Origin of the sequence: Pseudomonas sp. NPDC086278 (assembly GCF_050280905.1) — a bacterium.
In the GTDB taxonomy this organism is placed as follows: domain Bacteria; phylum Pseudomonadota; class Gammaproteobacteria; order Pseudomonadales; family Pseudomonadaceae; genus Aquipseudomonas.
In genome coordinates this window covers 21,840-37,195 of sequence record NZ_JBNNWE010000003.1, presented here as the reverse complement: position 1 = coordinate 37,195, position 15,356 = coordinate 21,840, and the positions used below count along the sequence as shown (strand labels likewise).

Sequence of the window (15,356 nt, the reverse complement as noted above, 5' to 3'; positions counted from 1 at the left end):
GTTTGAGGTTCAGACGCATTGCACAACGCCGGTCACCGGGCAGGCCATGCGCCAGCTCGTTCTTCAATGCGTCCGCCAGGTGTGCAGCGACTACGGAGGGTTGGCGTGCAGCAACACATAATCATTTTTATCGAATCGCCCGCTCAACACCGGCGGCAATGCCCCCAACGGGGTGCCATGCAGGGCTCGATAGTCGCTTTCGTCCATCATCAGCCACGCCGGACCGTGGAGGGTTTCCAGTTCCTGGATCGACTCGGTAAACACCGGCTGCAAGTCCTGCTCGATGTTGACCATGAACTTGATGGCCTTGGCGTCTTTGCCCATGCCGTGCAGCACCAGTGGCGCCGGGTCTTTCTGCACGAGGGCAAAAGCCGCGCGACTGAAAGTCTGGGTGTTGTAGAGCTGACGTTCCACGGGTTCGAACACCATGATGTACACCGACCACAGCGCCAGTACCGCACACCACGCCAATGTCTGCGGTCGCCAGCGGGGCGTCATCAGCCCGGCAATCGCAATGGCTTGCAGCGCGCCAAGCATGATCAATACCCCGGTGATCGACGTCAGTTGCTCGGGGAACCGGCGTTGCGCGACCAGCAACACCACGATCAGCAGCAGCGGAATCACCAGCCACATACCTTGCAGCGCGCCCCGTAGCCACGCAAACACCCGACCGTGCGCCACTTGAAACGGATACGCCGCGATGATTGCCGCCATCGGCAGCATGGGCAGCAGATAGCGTGCTTTTTTTGCCTGTGGAATCGACAGCCCGACCATCACAATCAGCGCCGCCACCGTGCAGTACTGCAACAGCCGCAGGGGCCGGCCGCCCTGGCGCGGGTGTGTCAGCCAGACCGCCGCCAACACCAGCAGGGCCAATGGATACGCCAGCGCATAGTTGCCCAGCGAACTGGTGAAGTAATACAGCGAACCGCTGACGCCTTCGCTGCCGTCCATGCGCCCCATGAACTGCATGCGCACCACGTCGTGCATGAAGTCCGCACCGCCGCTGCTGTCGGCCAGCCACAGCAATGCGCCCACGCACAGCGCCAGCAACAGCGCCGCGGTCAGGCCAAAACCGAACAGGCGCGGCCATTGCCGGTTGATCAGGAAATAGCTGCAGAGCATGCCGGTCGGCACCACCAGGCCAATCGGCCCGCGAATGCCAAAGCCCAGCAACAGCAGCGCAACGATCAGCCACCAGCGCCGCCGGGCGCCGAAATGGTCGGCGGCATAGCCCAGATAGAACACCGCAAACGACACCGCCGCCAGCATCAAATCCTGGGACACGGCGCGGGTTTCGGTGATGAAGGTGTTGGTCATCAGTAGCAGGGCGATGCTCAATAGTGCCCAGCGTTGGGAGTAGGGCGCCAGCAACCGATACATCAATGTCACCATCGCTGCGGCGGCAATCGCGCTCGGCAGCCAGGCGCTGAGGCTGTTGACCTGCCCGAACGGCAACGCCAGCAGCCAGATGAACAAGGTCGAGACCGCCGAATAATCCGCGTAAGGCTGGCCATAGGTGGTCGGAAATACCGACGGCCCATGCCGCAGCATTTCCTGGGCGAACAGCACGAATCGCGAATCGAAGCCGATGGCGGCCTGCTGATAAACCCCGGCGCTGAACAGCAGCAACGCCAGCAGCCCGATCCCCAGGGACTGCTGACGAACGGCGCGCGTGACCGTGATCAAGCGACGACCGAAGCCGCCGGCCATTGCTGGTGCGGTATCGGCAGGTTGCGCGACTCGCCGCGACCCATCGGGAAGTACATGAAGCCGTTACGGGACAGGCGTTCGGCGTCGTAAAGGTTGCGTCCGTCAAAGATCACCGGCGCATTGAGCCGCTGCTGGATCAGGTCGAAATCCGGGGCCTTGAACTGCTGCCATTCGGTGCAAATGATCAGCGCGTCGGCACCGGCGAGCACCGATTCCGGCGTGCCCATCAGCATCAGCTTCGCTTCGTCGGGATACAGCTGCTGGGTTTCCTGCATCGCTTCCGGGTCAAACGCGCGCACGCTGGCGCCGGCGGCCCACAACGATTCCAGCAGCACGCGGCTCGGCGCATCGCGCATGTCGTCGGTATTGGGCTTGAACGCCAGGCCCCACACAGCAAAGGTCTTGCCACGCAGGTCGCCCTTGTAGAACGCGTTGATGCGTTCGAACAGCTTGTGTTTTTGCCGTTGGTTGATCGCTTCCACCGCTTGCAGCAGATCGCTGGAGCAGTGCGCTTCCTGGGCGCTATGGATCAAGGCGCGCATGTCTTTGGGGAAGCACGAACCGCCGTAGCCGCAGCCCGGATAGATAAAGTGATAGCCAATGCGCGAATCGGCACCGATGCCCAGGCGCACCGATTCAATGTCGGCACCCAGGTGCTCGGCCAGTTCGGCGATCTGATTGATGAAACTGATCTTGGTCGCGAGCATGCAATTGGCGGCGTATTTGGTCAGCTCGGCGCTGCGCAGGTCCATGAACATGATGCGATCGTGGTTGCGGTTGAACGGCGAGTAGAGGTCGCGCATCACATCGCGCACCTCCTCGCGTTCGCAACCGATGATGATGCGGTCCGGGCGCCGGCAATCGGCCACGGCCGAGCCTTCTTTCAAGAACTCCGGGTTGGAGACGATATCGAACTGCAGCAACCGACCGGCCTTGATCAGGCATTTGTCGATGTGCGCGCGCAAGGCATCGCCGGTGCCCACCGGCACCGTGGATTTCTCCACCAGAATCACCGGTTGTTCGCGATGCCGGGCCACGGCGTCACCCACCGACATCACGTACTGCAAGTCGGCCGAACCGTCCTCGCGTGACGGCGTACCGACCGCGATGAACAACACTTGGCCATGCTGCACCGCGAATTTTTCGTCGGTGGTGAATTGCAGGCGCCTGGCTTCCAGGCTTTCGCGCACGAGGCTGGCGAGCCCCGGTTCGAAAATGCTCACGTGGCCTTGTTGCAGCAATTCAACTTTCTTCGCGTCAATGTCCATGCACACCACGTCATGGCCGACTTCCGCCAGGACGGCCGCTTGCACCAGACCCACATAACCGCTACCAAATACACTGATTTTCATGGAGCACTCCTGAATTCGGGCGCGCGAGCCGGACGAGAATTGATGGTAATGACCCCGAGCATGACCAGGGCCACCCCAAGGGTTTTGGACAGGCTGAAGGCTTCGTTGAACCACGGCAGGCTGGCCGCCAGCAGGTACACCAGCGCATAGCTGATGCTCAGCAGCGAATAGGCCCGGCCCAGCGGCACATCGCGCAGGGCGAGCAGCCAGCACAGCATCGACAGGGCGTAAGCCAGAATCGCGGCGGTGACCACGGCGACCGCCGCCAGATCGATGTGCGCCGTCAGCAGGTGTTCCGGGGCGGGCAGGCGGGTCATGCTCCAGCGCATGGCCAACTGCGCCGCGCTGACGAGCAGCACACTGCCCATGGCGAATGTCACTCCGCGCCGCAGGCTCATGCGTGCCGCCCCAACAAGATGACGCCACCGATGACCAGCGCTACCCCCAGCCAGTGCTGACGGTCGATGGTTTCGTGAAAGACAAATCGGGCAATCAATGTCACCAGCACAAAATTCAGGCTGAGCATCGGATAGGCGATGCCGACTTCAAGGCGCTGCAACACCAGCAACCAGACCAGCAGGCCCAGCCCGAGCGCGACCAGCGCCAGCCACAGCCAGGGCGTGCGCAATTTCTCGCGCCACGTCGATGGCTTGCCGCGCCAACTCTCCACGGCGTATTTCTGGGCGATCTGGCCGAGGCACGTCAGCCCGCACGCGGCCAACAGCAGCAACAGGCTCATGGCGCTCCCTGCGGGAAGATCAGAATCACCAGGTTGCCTTGTTCATAGCGTTTGCCATCCTTGGGCAACCGGTCGATTTCTTGCAGTTCATCGTCACCTTTGACCCGCATCACCACCCCGACCGACCCGTTGCGGCGGGCTTCGCGCATCCACTGTTGCACCTGATCGGGGTCGACCCGTTGCTTGGCGCCGTCAGGATAGGCAAGGCCATATTTCAATTCGCCTATCGTGTTGTACAACGCCACGTCCGGGCGTTTCAGGCGCCAGGCCAGCGCCGACGCGGCGCCAAGGTCGTTGCTCAGCAGGCGGTCGGTTTGCGCCAGTTCATCGATGTGATGCTGGATAAATTGGTCAGGCGTTTTGTTCGCCACCACCGATTTAGGCAGCCCCGCCGGAATCAGCCCTATCAGCAACAAGCTGCCAATGGCCGGTGCGGCCCAGCATTGCAGCGGCCGGAAGGCTTGCAGCAGGTTGGCCATGATCCAGCCGATGAGGCCGATGAAGATCAGCACCAGGCTGTGCAACTCATGGTCGTACAGCGGCTTTTTCAGTTGCAGATAAACCAGCGCGATCAGGGTGATCAGGCCCAGCGCCAGATTCAGCAAACCGTTGATCCCAAGGGCCCGGCCCTGTTCGAGCTTCAACCGGTCGGCCACCGCGCTACCCAGCAACAGCGCCAGCGGCAGCAGGCACGGCAGGATGTAACTCGGCAATTTGCCTTTGCTGATGCTGAAGAACAGCAACGGCATCAACAGCCACAACAGCAGGAAACCGATGTTGGCCTGGCCGCGCGTCTGCCACGCCTGCTTGAGCGCTGGCGGCAACATTCCCACCCACGGCAAACTGAATGCGACCAGCAACGGCAGATAGAACCACCACGGCGCGTCATGTTGCGCGTCGTCCCCGGCAAAGCGCCGGATGTGTTCGTGCCAGAAGAAGAATCGCCAGTAGTCGGGCTCTTGCGAGTGAACGGCGAGCACCCACGGCAGGCTTACCGCGACCGCCACGGCTATCGCGACGGGCCCGTAGACCAGCAATTCTCGCCAGCGTTTTTGCCAGGCCATGTAGGGCAGGGCGACCAGCACCGGCAGCAGCCAGGCGAGAAAGCCCTTGGTCATGAAACCCATGCCGCAGGCCAGCCCCAGCACCGCCCAGCCAATCAGGCGCTGACCACGGCCGACACTGTCGAGCGCGAACCACAAGGCGACCAGGCTCAGGTTGACCCAAAAGGTGAATTGCGGATCAAGGTTGGCGTAACCGGCCTGTCCGCCGATCACCGTCAAACTCATGTACAGCAACGCGCAGACGAAGCTTTTGCGCGGGTCGTTCCACAGGCGACGGGCGATCAGGAAACACAACACCACGCTCAACGCCATGCTCAGGGCGGAGACAAAGCGCACGCCGAACAGGTTCTGGCCGAACACGGCCTGGCTGGCGGCGATCATCCAGTAACCCGCCGCCGGTTTTTCGAAATAGCGCAGGCTCATGAAATGCGGCGACACCCAGTTGCCGCTCAGCAGCATGTCCTGGCTGATTTGTGCGTAGCGGGTTTCGTCCGGAATCCATAAACCGTGGGTGCCCAGCGGCAGCAAATACGCCACGGCGCACACCAGCAGCAACAACGGCAATGCCCAGCGTTTGCTCATGCGCTTTGCACTCCCAGCCAGCCTTCGCGGCCTTCCAGGGCGCCGCGCACCACCTTGCCGGTGGGCAAGCGATCAGGCGCGGCGGGCAGTAGATCGCCCAGCGGTGTGAAACAGATACCTCGCTGACGTGCATCGGCGAGCAGTTGACGGAAATCGTTGGCCATCAGAATCCCTTCTACCTCGGCATGGATTGTGTAGACGTTGAGTTTTTCAGGGCTGAAGCGATCAAGAATGAACGCGTTGAAGTCCTTGGCGGCCACCGTTGGCCCCACCACTTCATCGAAGGTCGGCAGGTCCACCGGAATCTGCGGTGCGCCCAGGCCACCGCCAGCCAATGTCGGTTGAAACAGACTCTGGCCGCGACAATCGCTGTTGTAACGAAAGCCGAAGGCTTGCTTGGCCTCGATCACGCGCTCGTCGGCGCGCCAACCGGCAGCCGCCGAGCAATCGACGGGTTGGCCGAGGATGTCGCTGAGGGTATCGACGCCCTGGCGGATCTGTTCGATCAGTTGGGCGTCGCTCCAGTGACCGGCATTCGCCTGCCAGCCGTGGTGGTCCCAGGCGTGCAGGCCGACTTCGTGCCCGGCCGCCTGTGCCTGGCGCATCAAGTGCCCCAGGTCCCGACCGATCGGTTTGCCCGGCCACGCGGTGCCGGCCAGCAGAATGTCCCAGCCGTACAGGCCGGCGGCGTTGGAACGCAGCATCTTCCACAGAAATTGCGGGCGAATCAGGCGCCATAAATGGCGCCCCATATTGTCCGGCCCGACACTGAAGAAAAACGTCGCCTTGACCTGCGCTTCGTCCAGCATTTCCAACAACCGGGGCACCCCCTCGCGGGTGCCTCGGTACGTATCGACATCGATTCGAAGGCCTGCCTGCATCAGTGCTTGTCCGCGATTTCGAGCATGGCCTCGCGCAGGAAAAAGTCGAGGGTGTTGCCGATGGTCTCGCTCATTTCAACCGTTGGCGTCCAGTCAAGCAGGCGCTTGGCATTGGCAATGCTCGGTTTACGGTGCGACACGTCCTGATAACCGGTGCCGTAGAACGCCTTGCTCTCGACGTCGCGGAACCCGGCGAACGGCGGGAAGTTGGCGCGCAGCGGATGCGCCTCGAACTGACGCAGCAGTTCTTCGCCCAGTTGGCGAATACTCGCTTCATTGTCCGGGTTGCCAATGTTGATGATCTGGCCGTTGCAGGCATCGTTGTCGTTGTCGATGATCCGCGCCAGGGCTTCAACACCGTCGGCGATGTCGGTAAAGCAGCGCTTCTGCTCGCCGCCATCGAACAGGCGAATCGGCGTGCCTTCCACCAGGTTGAGGATCAGTTGCGTGATCGCCCGGGAGCTGCCGATCCGTGCCGAGTCCAGACGGTCGAGGCGGGGGCCCATCCAGTTGAAAGGACGGAACAGGGTGAAGTTCAGGCCTTTCTGACCGTAAGCCCAGATCACCCGGTCCAGCAGTTGCTTGGAGATCGAGTAGATCCAGCGCTGCTTGTTGATCGGCCCGACCACCAGGTTGGAGGTGTCTTCGTCGAAGTTCTGGTCCTGGCACATGCCATAGACTTCGGAGGTCGACGGGAAGATCACGCGCTTGTTGTATTTGACGCAGTAGCGCACCAATTTCAGGTTTTCTTCGAAATCCAGCTCGAACACGCGCAGGGGATTGCGGGTGTACTCGATCGGCGTGGCAATCGCCACCAGCGGCAGGATCACGTCGCACTTCTTGATGTGGTACTCGATCCACTCCGAGTGAATGCTGATGTCGCCTTCGACGAAGTGGAAACGCGGATGGCTGCGCAGACGGTCGATGGCGTCGGAGCCGATGTCGAGGCCATACACCTCGTATTTGTCGTCACGCAGCAGGCGCTCGGACAAGTGATTGCCGATGAAACCGTTGACGCCAAGGATCAGCACCCGGGTACGACGCGGGGCGCGGCCGGATTCGGCGCCGCGCAGCACGGAACCGTCGACCAGCCCCAGTTCATTGGCCAGTTGCGGGCCGCTGAGGTACAAGCCGTTGTCGTTGCGTTGACCGGCGGTAATCACCAGCGAGTCTTCACCGCAGGCAATGCGCAGCGGATCGACGCTGATGACCCGGCCCGGCGCCTGGCCTTCGTTGCCCTTGACGACTTCCGCGCTCCAGACGATCAGTTTGTGCTCGCCCACCGCGCAAAACGCACCCGGATACGGTTGGGTCACGGCGCGCACCAGATTGAACAGTTCTTCAGCGGGGCGCTTCCACAGCAGTTTGCCGTCAGCCGCGGTGCGACGACCGAACACGGTGGCTTTCGATTCGTCCTGTTGGGTCTCGCTGACTTTACCGGCGAGCAACGCCGGCAGTGTGTCGCGCAGCAGATCGGTGGCTGCTACGCGCAATTTGCCGTGCAGGGTCAGCGCGGTGTCGCTGCGGTCGATGGCGACTTTTTGCTGGGCGAGGATGGCGCCGGCGTCGGCGCGCTTGACCATGCGGTGCAGGGTCACGCCGGTTTCCGTTTCGCCATTCACCAGCACCCAATTGGCGGGTGCGCGGCCGCGATAACGCGGCAGCAGCGAACCGTGCAGGTTGAACGCGCCTTTGCGGGCGGTGGCCAACAGCGGCTCGCTCAACAGGTGGCGGTAGTAGAACGAGAAGATGTACTCGGGATCGAGCTTGGCGATGCGCTCGATCCACAGCGGATGGTTGGCATCTTCCGGCGCGTGAACCGCAATGCCTTTGCGCGCGCACAGTTGCGCAACGGAGCCGTAAAAGGCGTTTTCCTTCGGATCATCGGCGTGGGTAAACACTGCCGCAATCTCAAACCCGGCAGACAGCAGGGTTTCGATGCCGGCACAGCCAATATCGTGATAGGCGAAGACAACAGCTTTTGCGCTCATGAGAGAACCTGATCTGAAGAAGTGGAAGTGAGGCCGTCAACGGTGACAACGGGAGCGGGGTTGGCAGGCTGGCTGCGCAGGATTTTTTCGATGAAGAACCGAGGACGCGCGCGGACGTCGCTGTACATGCGCCCCAGGTATTCGCCCAGCAGGCCCATGCCGATGAATTGCCCGCCGGTGAACACGAACAGCACGGCGAACAGCACGAAGGTGCCGTCGCCCGCCCATTCGGCGCCGAACACCAGCCGCAGGAAGATCAGCGCGGTGGCGAACAGCACGCCGAGCCCGGCCATGGCGAAACCGACGATGCTCAGCAGGCGTAGCGGTGTGGTGGTCATGCAGGTGATCAAGTCGAACATCAGATTGACCAGACGCATCGGGCTGTATTTCGATTCGCCGTGTTCACGTTCGGCGTGCATCACCAGGATTTCCGTGGTGTGCCGCGCGAAGCTGTTGGCCAGGATCGGAATGAACGTGCTGCGCTCGCGGCAGGCGAGCATCGCGTCGACGATGCTGCGGCGGTAGGCGCGCAGCATGCAGCCGTAATCGCTCATGGCGACGCCAGTGGAGCGCTGCACGGCAAGGTTGATCAGCTTCGACGGCCAGCGACGCAAGGCCGAGTCCTGCCGGTTGTTGCGCACCGTGGCGACCACGTCGTAGCCCAGTTCGGCCTGCGCCACCAGGCGCGGAATTTCTTCCGGCGGGTTTTGCAGGTCGGCGTCGAGGGTGATGATGACATCGCCTTTGCACTGTTCAAAACCGGCCATGATGGCGGCGTGTTGGCCGTAGTTGCGGTTGAGGATGACCGCCACCACCGGGCTGCATTCGCGGCTGGCCGCGTCCTCGAGGATTTGCGCGGAGTTGTCGCGGCTGCCGTCATCGACCAGGACGATTTCGTAGTCGTGATGCAACTGCTGGCACGCCGCTTCGGTGCGCCGCAGCAACTCCGGCAGGCTGTCTTGTTCGTTGTAGACCGGGATGACGATCGACACACAACGGATCGGATAAGGTTTCACAGGCGTCTGTCCAAAGTGTTTTCAATGGCGTCGACGACACGGTCGACGTCATCAAAGGTCATGTCGGGGAACAGCGGAATCGAGCACAGGCGTGCCGAATTCCATTCGGTGTCGGGCAGGTAAAGGTTAGGGAAGCGCTGGCGGTACCAGGTGTGCAGGTGCGTCGCGATGAAGTGAATGCCGGTGCCGATGTTCTGTTCCTGCAAGCCCTTCATGAACGCCTCGCGGTCCAGGCCGCAGCGCTCGGCGTCGATGCGCAGGATGAACAGGTGCCAGGCGTGCTGTTGCGAGTGGGCCGGCATGGCCAGCGGTTGCACGGTCGAACCTTCCAGCCGTTGCAGATAAGCCTTGGCCAGTTCGGTGCGCTTGGCGTTGATCTCGTCCAGACGCTCCAGTTGCACCAGGGCGATGGCGGCATTGATGTCGGCCAGGTTGTATTTGAAGCCCGGTTCCATCACCTGAGCTTGCGGTTTGCGGCCACCGGTCAGGCGGTCGTAGGCATCGACGCCAAGCCCGTGAAACTTGAGCATGCGTACTCGGCTGGCCAGGGCTTCGTCATCGCTGACGAACATGGCACCTTCGGCGCAGGTCATGTTCTTGATGGCGTGGAACGAGAAAATCGCGGTGCCTTGGGCGCCGACACGCCGGCCCTTGTAGACAGTGCCCGCCGCATGGGCGGCGTCTTCGATGACCGCAATGCCGTGTTTGTCGGCCAGCGCATACAGCGGATCGAGGTCGAACGCGGCACCGGCGTAATGCACCGGAATAATGGCTTTGGTGCGCGGGGTGATGGCGGCTTCGATGCTTGCCAGATCGCTCATCAGCGTCTCGCGATCGACATCCACGAATACCGGTGTCGCACCCAGCAGGCAGATCATGTTGGCGGTCGAGACCCAGGTCTGCGACGGGGTAATCACTTCATCACCGGGACCGATTCCCAATGCCAGCAAGGTGATGTGCATGCCACCGGTGGCGGACGAAAGTGCAACCGCATGCCGGCAACCGACATAGTTGGCGAACTGTTCTTCCAGTTGCTGGTTTTTCGGCCCGGTAGTGATCCAGCCCGAACGTAATACTTGCTCTACGGCTGCAATTTCTTCATCGCCGATACTGGGGCGGGAAAAGGGGAGAAACGCCTGATTCATGGGCACCTCGGGGCTAAAAAATAATAGCCTCTGGGGCTAAAAATGCGGATCCAAAGCAAGTGTAGACGCTAAAACAAAAGCCGTATCAATTGGTTACGGGTAAACGTGACAAAACTCACGGTTTGACTTTTACGCCCTTGGGCAGCCGGTTCGTTCGCCTTGCAGCGTCACAGTGAATGGACGCAAGGTTATGCCCGAATTTGTGAAAGGAACATCAAAAACCGGTCGATGAGACGTTTATTTCAATGCCATACAGCCGCTGTTCAGACTTCTGCCGTTCATCGCGACCGTTAGTGGAAAAGCCCTACGGAAGTTGATCTTTTTAGATGACGGTTGCTGCAGCCCTTAGTTGTTTTTACTGAATTGTTTTCATTCAAGGTCATGTCGGTTTGATTGACTTGTCGACTTCCGATCCCGGTGTTTCAAAGAGCACCCGATGAGCGTGTACCGGGCCCGGCTTGACCCGGCCGCTTCAGGGTTCGCTCAGCACGTGGGCGTGGCCGATGGTCGAGACCTGCACCGCACTGCCGGCGGGCGGCGCGTACATGCCGGAACTGCGCACCGTCAGGGATCGACCGGGTTGTTCAGCGCCGTTCAGCGCCTGTAATTCCACGGTCAAGGTGCAGGTGTTTCCGCTGAAATCACGCTCGGTGACCACCGCGCGGCAGCCGCCGGTTTCGGCCGCGCCGGGCTGGATGTCGACCAGGTGCAGTTGCTCGGGGCGCAACATGATCTGCGCGGTGTTGTTGTTTCGGTGGTTGTTGACCGGTATGCGCCCCAAATCGCAATGCGCCCAGCCGGCTTCAATCCGCGCCGGCATGACCACGGCATCGCCGAGGAACAGCGCGGTTTGCTGATCTTCGGGATAGCGATAAAGATCCAGCGGATGCCCCGACTGCACCAGCCGACCGTCGCGCATCACTGCCAGCTGATCGGCGAACGACAGCGCTTCGCTTTGATCATGGGTCACCAGAATGGTGGTGACGCCCGCGTCGGCCAGCAGCCGTGCGACCATTTTGCGCATGGCGCCGCGCAGGCCGGTGTCGAGCGCTGAAAACGGTTCGTCGAGCAACATCAGGCGCGGCTGCTGCGCCAAGGCCCGGGCCAGCGCCACTCGTTGCTGCTGGCCGCCGGACAGTTCGTGCGGCCAACGGTTCGCCATGTTCGAGTCCAGCGCCACGCTGTCCATTAGCTCGGCGATGCGCAACTGCCTGGCCTCGCCCTTCAGCGCCAGCCCGAAACCGATATTGGCGGCCACGCTCATGTGCGGGAACAGGGCGCCGTCCTGCGGCACGTAGCCGATCAGACGCTGATGCGCCGGGACTTCATGCGTCTCGTCGACCAGCGTCTGGCCATTGAGCGTGAGCCGGCCCGAATCCGGAAATTCAAACCCGGCGATCATCCGCAGCAACGTGGTTTTCCCCGAACCGGACGGCCCGACCACCACCGTGCGGCTGCCCGTGGGCACCGACAGGCTGATGTTTTCCAGGGCCTGATGGCTGCCGTAGGCCTTGTAGATCGAATGGAGTTCCAGTGCGTTCATCGGCCCGCCGTGCGTTTGGATTGGTGATAGAGAATCGCCGTCAACGGCAGCGACAGCAGGATCATCAGCAGCGCGTAAGGCGCGGCGGCGGCGTAGTCGATTTCGCTGGTCAGTGCCCAGAAACCGGTGGCCAGGGTGCGCGTGCCGTTGGGTGCGAGCAACAGGGTGGCGGTCAATTCATTGGTAATCGCCAGAAACACCAGCGCGGCGCCCGCTGCTGCACCGGGCGCGGCCAGGCGCAGGGTGATCAGCCACAACGCCCGCGCCGGCGTGCGGCCGAGGCTGCGGGCGATGTTTTCGAGTTCCACCGGCGCCTGGGCGATGCCCGCGCGCAAGCTGATCAAGGCGCGCGGCAAAAACATCAGCAGATAGGCAAGCAGCACGGTAATCGTCGTCTGGTAGATCGGCCGGGCGAAATGGATGGTCAGCGTCACCAATGCCAGGGCCACGACAATCCCCGGCAACGAGCTGGTGATGTAATTGCAACTCTCCAGCAATCGCTGCAAGCGGCCCGGTGAACGAATCGACAGCCAGGCAATCGGGACGGCGGCGCAGGTGGTCAGAACGGCACCCGCCGCACCGAACAGCAGCGTTTGTTCCAGCGCCGGCAGCAACGCGGGCAAGTCCCAGACCTGCGCGCCCCCCGCGATCAACCATTGGCCGAGCGTGATCAACGGCACACCCAGTGCCAGTGCGCAGGTCAGCCCCTGCAGGATCAGCGCGAGTGCGGTGGTGGTCGATGACAGGCGCACGACCCTTTGCTCGCGAGCGCTGCCGGAGCCGACCCGGGCGTAACGCGCACTGCCGCGAGCCGCCGATTCGACGGTGAGCATCGCCAGGCAACTGAGGGCAAGCACCCCGGCCAGCATGTTCGCGGCCGGACCGTTAAAGGTCGATTTGAACTGATCGAAAATGGCGGTGGTGAAGGTGTCGAAGCGAATCATCGCGTACAGGCCGTATTCGGCCAGCAAATGCAGGCCGACCAGCAACGCGCCGCCGCAGATTGCCAAGCGCAATTGCGGCAACACCACGCGCCAAAACACCGCCCAGGGCTTGAGCCCGAGTGATTCGCCGACGTCTTCAATGGCGGGGTCGAGCCGGCGCAAGGTGGCGGCAATCGGCAGGTACAGAAACGGGAAATAGGCGATCACCGAGACCAGCACCCCGGCAAACAATCCGTGAATCGGCGGGACCAGACTGACCCACGCGTAACTGTGGACGAAGGCCGGCACCGCCAGCGGCGCCGTCGCCAATAACGACCACAGGCGTCGACCGGGCAAATTGGTGCGTTCCGTCAACCAGGCCAATGTCAAGCCGAGCGCCACGCACAGCGGAATAGTGAGCAACACCAGCAGCACGGTGTTGATCAGCAACTCACCGACCCGTGGCCGGAACACCAGCGGCACAATCGCCGTCCAGCCGGTTTGAATCGAGACGCCGATCACGAAGGCAATCGGCAGCAGCGAGAGCAACGACACCAGCACTGACAAACCGATCACCCACGCGCCGCCACGACCGGCAAACAGGCCACGGCCACGACGTCGCAAGTGGGCGGGCATCGCCGAAGGGATACCCGTTGGCAAGGTTTCAGGCATCACTTAAAGCAGTCCCGCCTGAGTCATCAGCTCCACGGCTTTTTTGCTGTCGAGTTTGGACGCGTCGACTTTCGGCGCATCGAGCTGCTGCAAAGGCACCAGTTTTGGATTGGATTCGGCGTTTTTGCCCACCGCGTACTCGAACGACTTGCCGGTTTTCAGGATCTCCTGGCCGTCTTTGCCGGTGACGTATTTGAGGAAGGCCTGGGCTTGTTCCTGATGTTTGCTGGACGCCAGTACACCGCCGCCCGAGATGCTGACAAATGCCCCCGGATCCTTGTGCTTGAAGTAATACAGCGCGGTGTTCTTGCTGTTTTCGCCGGTCTTGGCCTGATCACCAAAGCTGTAATAGTGATAGATCACGCCGCTGTCGATCTGCCCGGCGTTCACCGCCTTGAGCACGGCGCTATTGCCGCAATACGCGGTGAAATTGCTTTTCATGCCTTTCAGCCACGCCAGGGTGGCGGCTTCACCCTTGAGCTCCAGCACCGCCGCGACGATGGCCTGGAAGTCGGCCCCGGCGGGGGAGGCACCCCAGCGACCTTTCCAGTTCGGGTCGGCGAGGTCCATCAACGATTTCGGCAACTCGGCCTCAGGCAATTTGCTCGGGTTGTAGACGAACACCGTGGAGCGGGCGGCGATCCCCACCCACTTGCCATGCGCCGGACGATACGCCGCGTCCACCTGCTCCAGGGTGGTCGGCGCGACCGGGGCGAACAGCCCGGCGTTGTCGACCAGCACCATCGCCGGGGAGTTCTCGGTGAGGAACACATCGGCCGGGGAGGCGCTGCCTTCCTGCACGATCTGGTTGCCCATTTCGGTGTCGTCGCCGTTGCGCAACGTGACCGGGATGCCGGTTTCCTCGGTAAAACCCTCGGCCCAGGACTTGGTCAGGCTTTCGTGTTGCGCGTTGTAGACCACGATGCCAACCGTATCCGCTGCATAGACGTGGCCCGCAGTGATCAACGCAGTGGCCAGCAGTGCTTGTTTGAAGAACGAAGGAAAAGAGGGATTCATTCTGTGGCGGCTCCTGTTTTTTTTAGAATCGTGCACGCAGATTCGACAGAATCGACGGGGAAGGTCGCCGATCAGTGTAGTTCAATAGGAATCATTTGCATGTTTGGCGCGCGGCAAATGTACGGCCCGACATGAGAAAAAATCGTTAATTCATTGGCTGGGCGGGCAACCTTTTTGCGGGTTGCTGGCCGCTTGACCAATCAACGCAGCCAGGCGCTTGACGTTGTTCTGCTGCGCCGTCACCAGATCGTCAATGCTCGCGCCCGACGGTGTCTGCAACGTGCTGCGGCAGGTGACCGAGGCGTTGCTGGTGGCAGCGGCACCAACACCGCGCAGGCGCCACGTCGCATCGATCAGCCCGTATTGGCCGGGAATCGAATCAAAGCGCTGCACATCGACCAGCAGTGACAACCTGTGTGGAGGGTTGACGTCGGCCAGTTGATCCACCAGTGCACTGCGCAGTTCCTCCGCCAGCGTCGCCCCCCACCATTCGGTTTCAAGAAACGCCAAACCGCTGTTACCTTCGCGAATCACTACCTGCGGCCGGTCGACTTGCGCTGGCACGCTGACGCTCTCGATCTGGATTTCGGTCACGCTGCCCCGCGCCGGGCCGCCGGGATGGGACGGCATCAGGGTGTGGTAGTGAATCGGTTGACTGCGGCATGCCGCGAGCAGCAGCAGTGCGGCAACCAGGGGAATCTTCGGCGAACAAGCCATG

Annotated in this window: 13 protein-coding genes; all 13 read right to left on the bottom strand. The window is 61.9% G+C overall.

Features of this window, described 5'->3' with window-relative positions; all coding sequences use genetic code 11:
• Positions 1-90 precede the first annotated feature (90 nt).
• On the bottom strand, positions 91-1,713 hold the full coding sequence (locus ACQKP4_RS01755; protein ID WP_427629827.1) for an ArnT family glycosyltransferase: 1,623 nt from the start codon (positions 1,711-1,713) through the stop codon (positions 91-93).
• Complete coding sequence (locus ACQKP4_RS01750; protein WP_427629825.1) at positions 1,686-3,065, bottom strand: UDP-glucose dehydrogenase family protein; 1,380 nt, start codon at positions 3,063-3,065, stop codon at positions 1,686-1,688. Before ACQKP4_RS01750 ends, ACQKP4_RS01755 begins: the two co-directional genes overlap by 28 nt.
• On the bottom strand, positions 3,062-3,463 hold the full coding sequence (gene arnF, locus ACQKP4_RS01745) for a 4-amino-4-deoxy-L-arabinose-phosphoundecaprenol flippase subunit ArnF (RefSeq protein WP_427629823.1): 402 nt from the start codon (positions 3,461-3,463) through the stop codon (positions 3,062-3,064). The genes ACQKP4_RS01750 and arnF overlap by 4 nt, the downstream gene beginning before the upstream one ends.
• Positions 3,460-3,804: a 4-amino-4-deoxy-L-arabinose-phosphoundecaprenol flippase subunit ArnE gene (gene arnE, locus ACQKP4_RS01740; RefSeq protein WP_427629821.1), complete on the bottom strand. Its 345-nt coding sequence runs from the start codon at positions 3,802-3,804 to the stop codon at positions 3,460-3,462. Before arnE ends, arnF begins: the two co-directional genes overlap by 4 nt.
• Positions 3,801-5,450 (bottom strand): lipid IV(A) 4-amino-4-deoxy-L-arabinosyltransferase, encoded by a 1,650-nt coding sequence (gene arnT, locus ACQKP4_RS01735; RefSeq protein WP_427629819.1) that lies wholly within the window; start codon positions 5,448-5,450, stop codon positions 3,801-3,803. Before arnT ends, arnE begins: the two co-directional genes overlap by 4 nt.
• Positions 5,447-6,331, bottom strand: a complete 885-nt coding sequence (gene arnD / locus ACQKP4_RS01730) for a 4-deoxy-4-formamido-L-arabinose-phosphoundecaprenol deformylase (protein WP_427629817.1) — start codon at positions 6,329-6,331, stop codon at positions 5,447-5,449. The genes arnT and arnD overlap by 4 nt, the downstream gene beginning before the upstream one ends.
• Complete coding sequence (gene arnA / locus ACQKP4_RS01725; RefSeq protein WP_427629815.1) at positions 6,331-8,322, bottom strand: bifunctional UDP-4-amino-4-deoxy-L-arabinose formyltransferase/UDP-glucuronic acid oxidase ArnA; 1,992 nt, start codon at positions 8,320-8,322, stop codon at positions 6,331-6,333. Before arnA ends, arnD begins: the two co-directional genes overlap by 1 nt.
• Complete coding sequence (gene arnC, locus ACQKP4_RS01720; RefSeq protein WP_427629813.1) at positions 8,319-9,338, bottom strand: undecaprenyl-phosphate 4-deoxy-4-formamido-L-arabinose transferase; 1,020 nt, start codon at positions 9,336-9,338, stop codon at positions 8,319-8,321. Before arnC ends, arnA begins: the two co-directional genes overlap by 4 nt.
• The gene (arnB, locus tag ACQKP4_RS01715; protein WP_427629811.1) at positions 9,335-10,483 is read right to left on the bottom strand and encodes a UDP-4-amino-4-deoxy-L-arabinose aminotransferase; all 1,149 of its coding nucleotides are present in this window, start codon (positions 10,481-10,483) and stop codon (positions 9,335-9,337) included. Before arnB ends, arnC begins: the two co-directional genes overlap by 4 nt.
• 472 nt (positions 10,484-10,955) lie before the next feature.
• Positions 10,956-12,026, bottom strand: a complete 1,071-nt coding sequence (locus ACQKP4_RS01710) for an ABC transporter ATP-binding protein (RefSeq protein WP_427629810.1) — start codon at positions 12,024-12,026, stop codon at positions 10,956-10,958.
• On the bottom strand, positions 12,023-13,621 hold the full coding sequence (locus ACQKP4_RS01705; RefSeq protein ID WP_427629808.1) for an ABC transporter permease: 1,599 nt from the start codon (positions 13,619-13,621) through the stop codon (positions 12,023-12,025). Before ACQKP4_RS01705 ends, ACQKP4_RS01710 begins: the two co-directional genes overlap by 4 nt.
• Before the next feature lie 3 nt (positions 13,622-13,624).
• A complete protein-coding gene (locus ACQKP4_RS01700; RefSeq protein ID WP_427629806.1) occupies positions 13,625-14,638 on the bottom strand; it encodes an iron ABC transporter substrate-binding protein in 1,014 nt (337 codons plus the stop codon).
• A gap of 150 nt (positions 14,639-14,788) precedes the next feature.
• Complete coding sequence (locus ACQKP4_RS01695; RefSeq protein WP_427629805.1) at positions 14,789-15,355, bottom strand: PqiC family protein; 567 nt, start codon at positions 15,353-15,355, stop codon at positions 14,789-14,791.
• Between the last annotated feature and the right edge of the window lies 1 nt (position 15,356).

Excerpts from the sequence above, each read along its gene's own strand:
- ACQKP4_RS01755 (WP_427629827.1), bottom strand. The coding sequence starts at position 1,713 with ATGGCCGGCGGCTTCGGTCGTCGCTTGATCACGGTCACGCGCGCCGTT.
- ACQKP4_RS01750 (WP_427629825.1), bottom strand. The coding sequence starts at position 3,065 with ATGAAAATCAGTGTATTTGGTAGCGGTTATGTGGGTCTGGTGCAAGCG.
- arnF (WP_427629823.1), bottom strand. The coding sequence starts at position 3,463 with ATGAGCCTGCGGCGCGGAGTGACATTCGCCATGGGCAGTGTGCTGCTC.
- arnE (WP_427629821.1), bottom strand. The coding sequence starts at position 3,804 with ATGAGCCTGTTGCTGCTGTTGGCCGCGTGCGGGCTGACGTGCCTCGGC.
- arnT (WP_427629819.1), bottom strand. The coding sequence starts at position 5,450 with ATGAGCAAACGCTGGGCATTGCCGTTGTTGCTGCTGGTGTGCGCCGTG.
- arnD (WP_427629817.1), bottom strand. The coding sequence starts at position 6,331 with ATGCAGGCAGGCCTTCGAATCGATGTCGATACGTACCGAGGCACCCGC.
- arnA (WP_427629815.1), bottom strand. The coding sequence starts at position 8,322 with ATGAGCGCAAAAGCTGTTGTCTTCGCCTATCACGATATTGGCTGTGCC.
- arnB (WP_427629811.1), bottom strand. The coding sequence starts at position 10,483 with ATGAATCAGGCGTTTCTCCCCTTTTCCCGCCCCAGTATCGGCGATGAA.
- ACQKP4_RS01710 (WP_427629810.1), bottom strand. The coding sequence starts at position 12,026 with ATGAACGCACTGGAACTCCATTCGATCTACAAGGCCTACGGCAGCCAT.
- ACQKP4_RS01705 (WP_427629808.1), bottom strand. The coding sequence starts at position 13,621 with ATGCCTGAAACCTTGCCAACGGGTATCCCTTCGGCGATGCCCGCCCAC.
- ACQKP4_RS01700 (WP_427629806.1), bottom strand. The coding sequence starts at position 14,638 with ATGAATCCCTCTTTTCCTTCGTTCTTCAAACAAGCACTGCTGGCCACT.
- ACQKP4_RS01695 (WP_427629805.1), bottom strand. The coding sequence starts at position 15,355 with ATGGCTTGTTCGCCGAAGATTCCCCTGGTTGCCGCACTGCTGCTGCTC.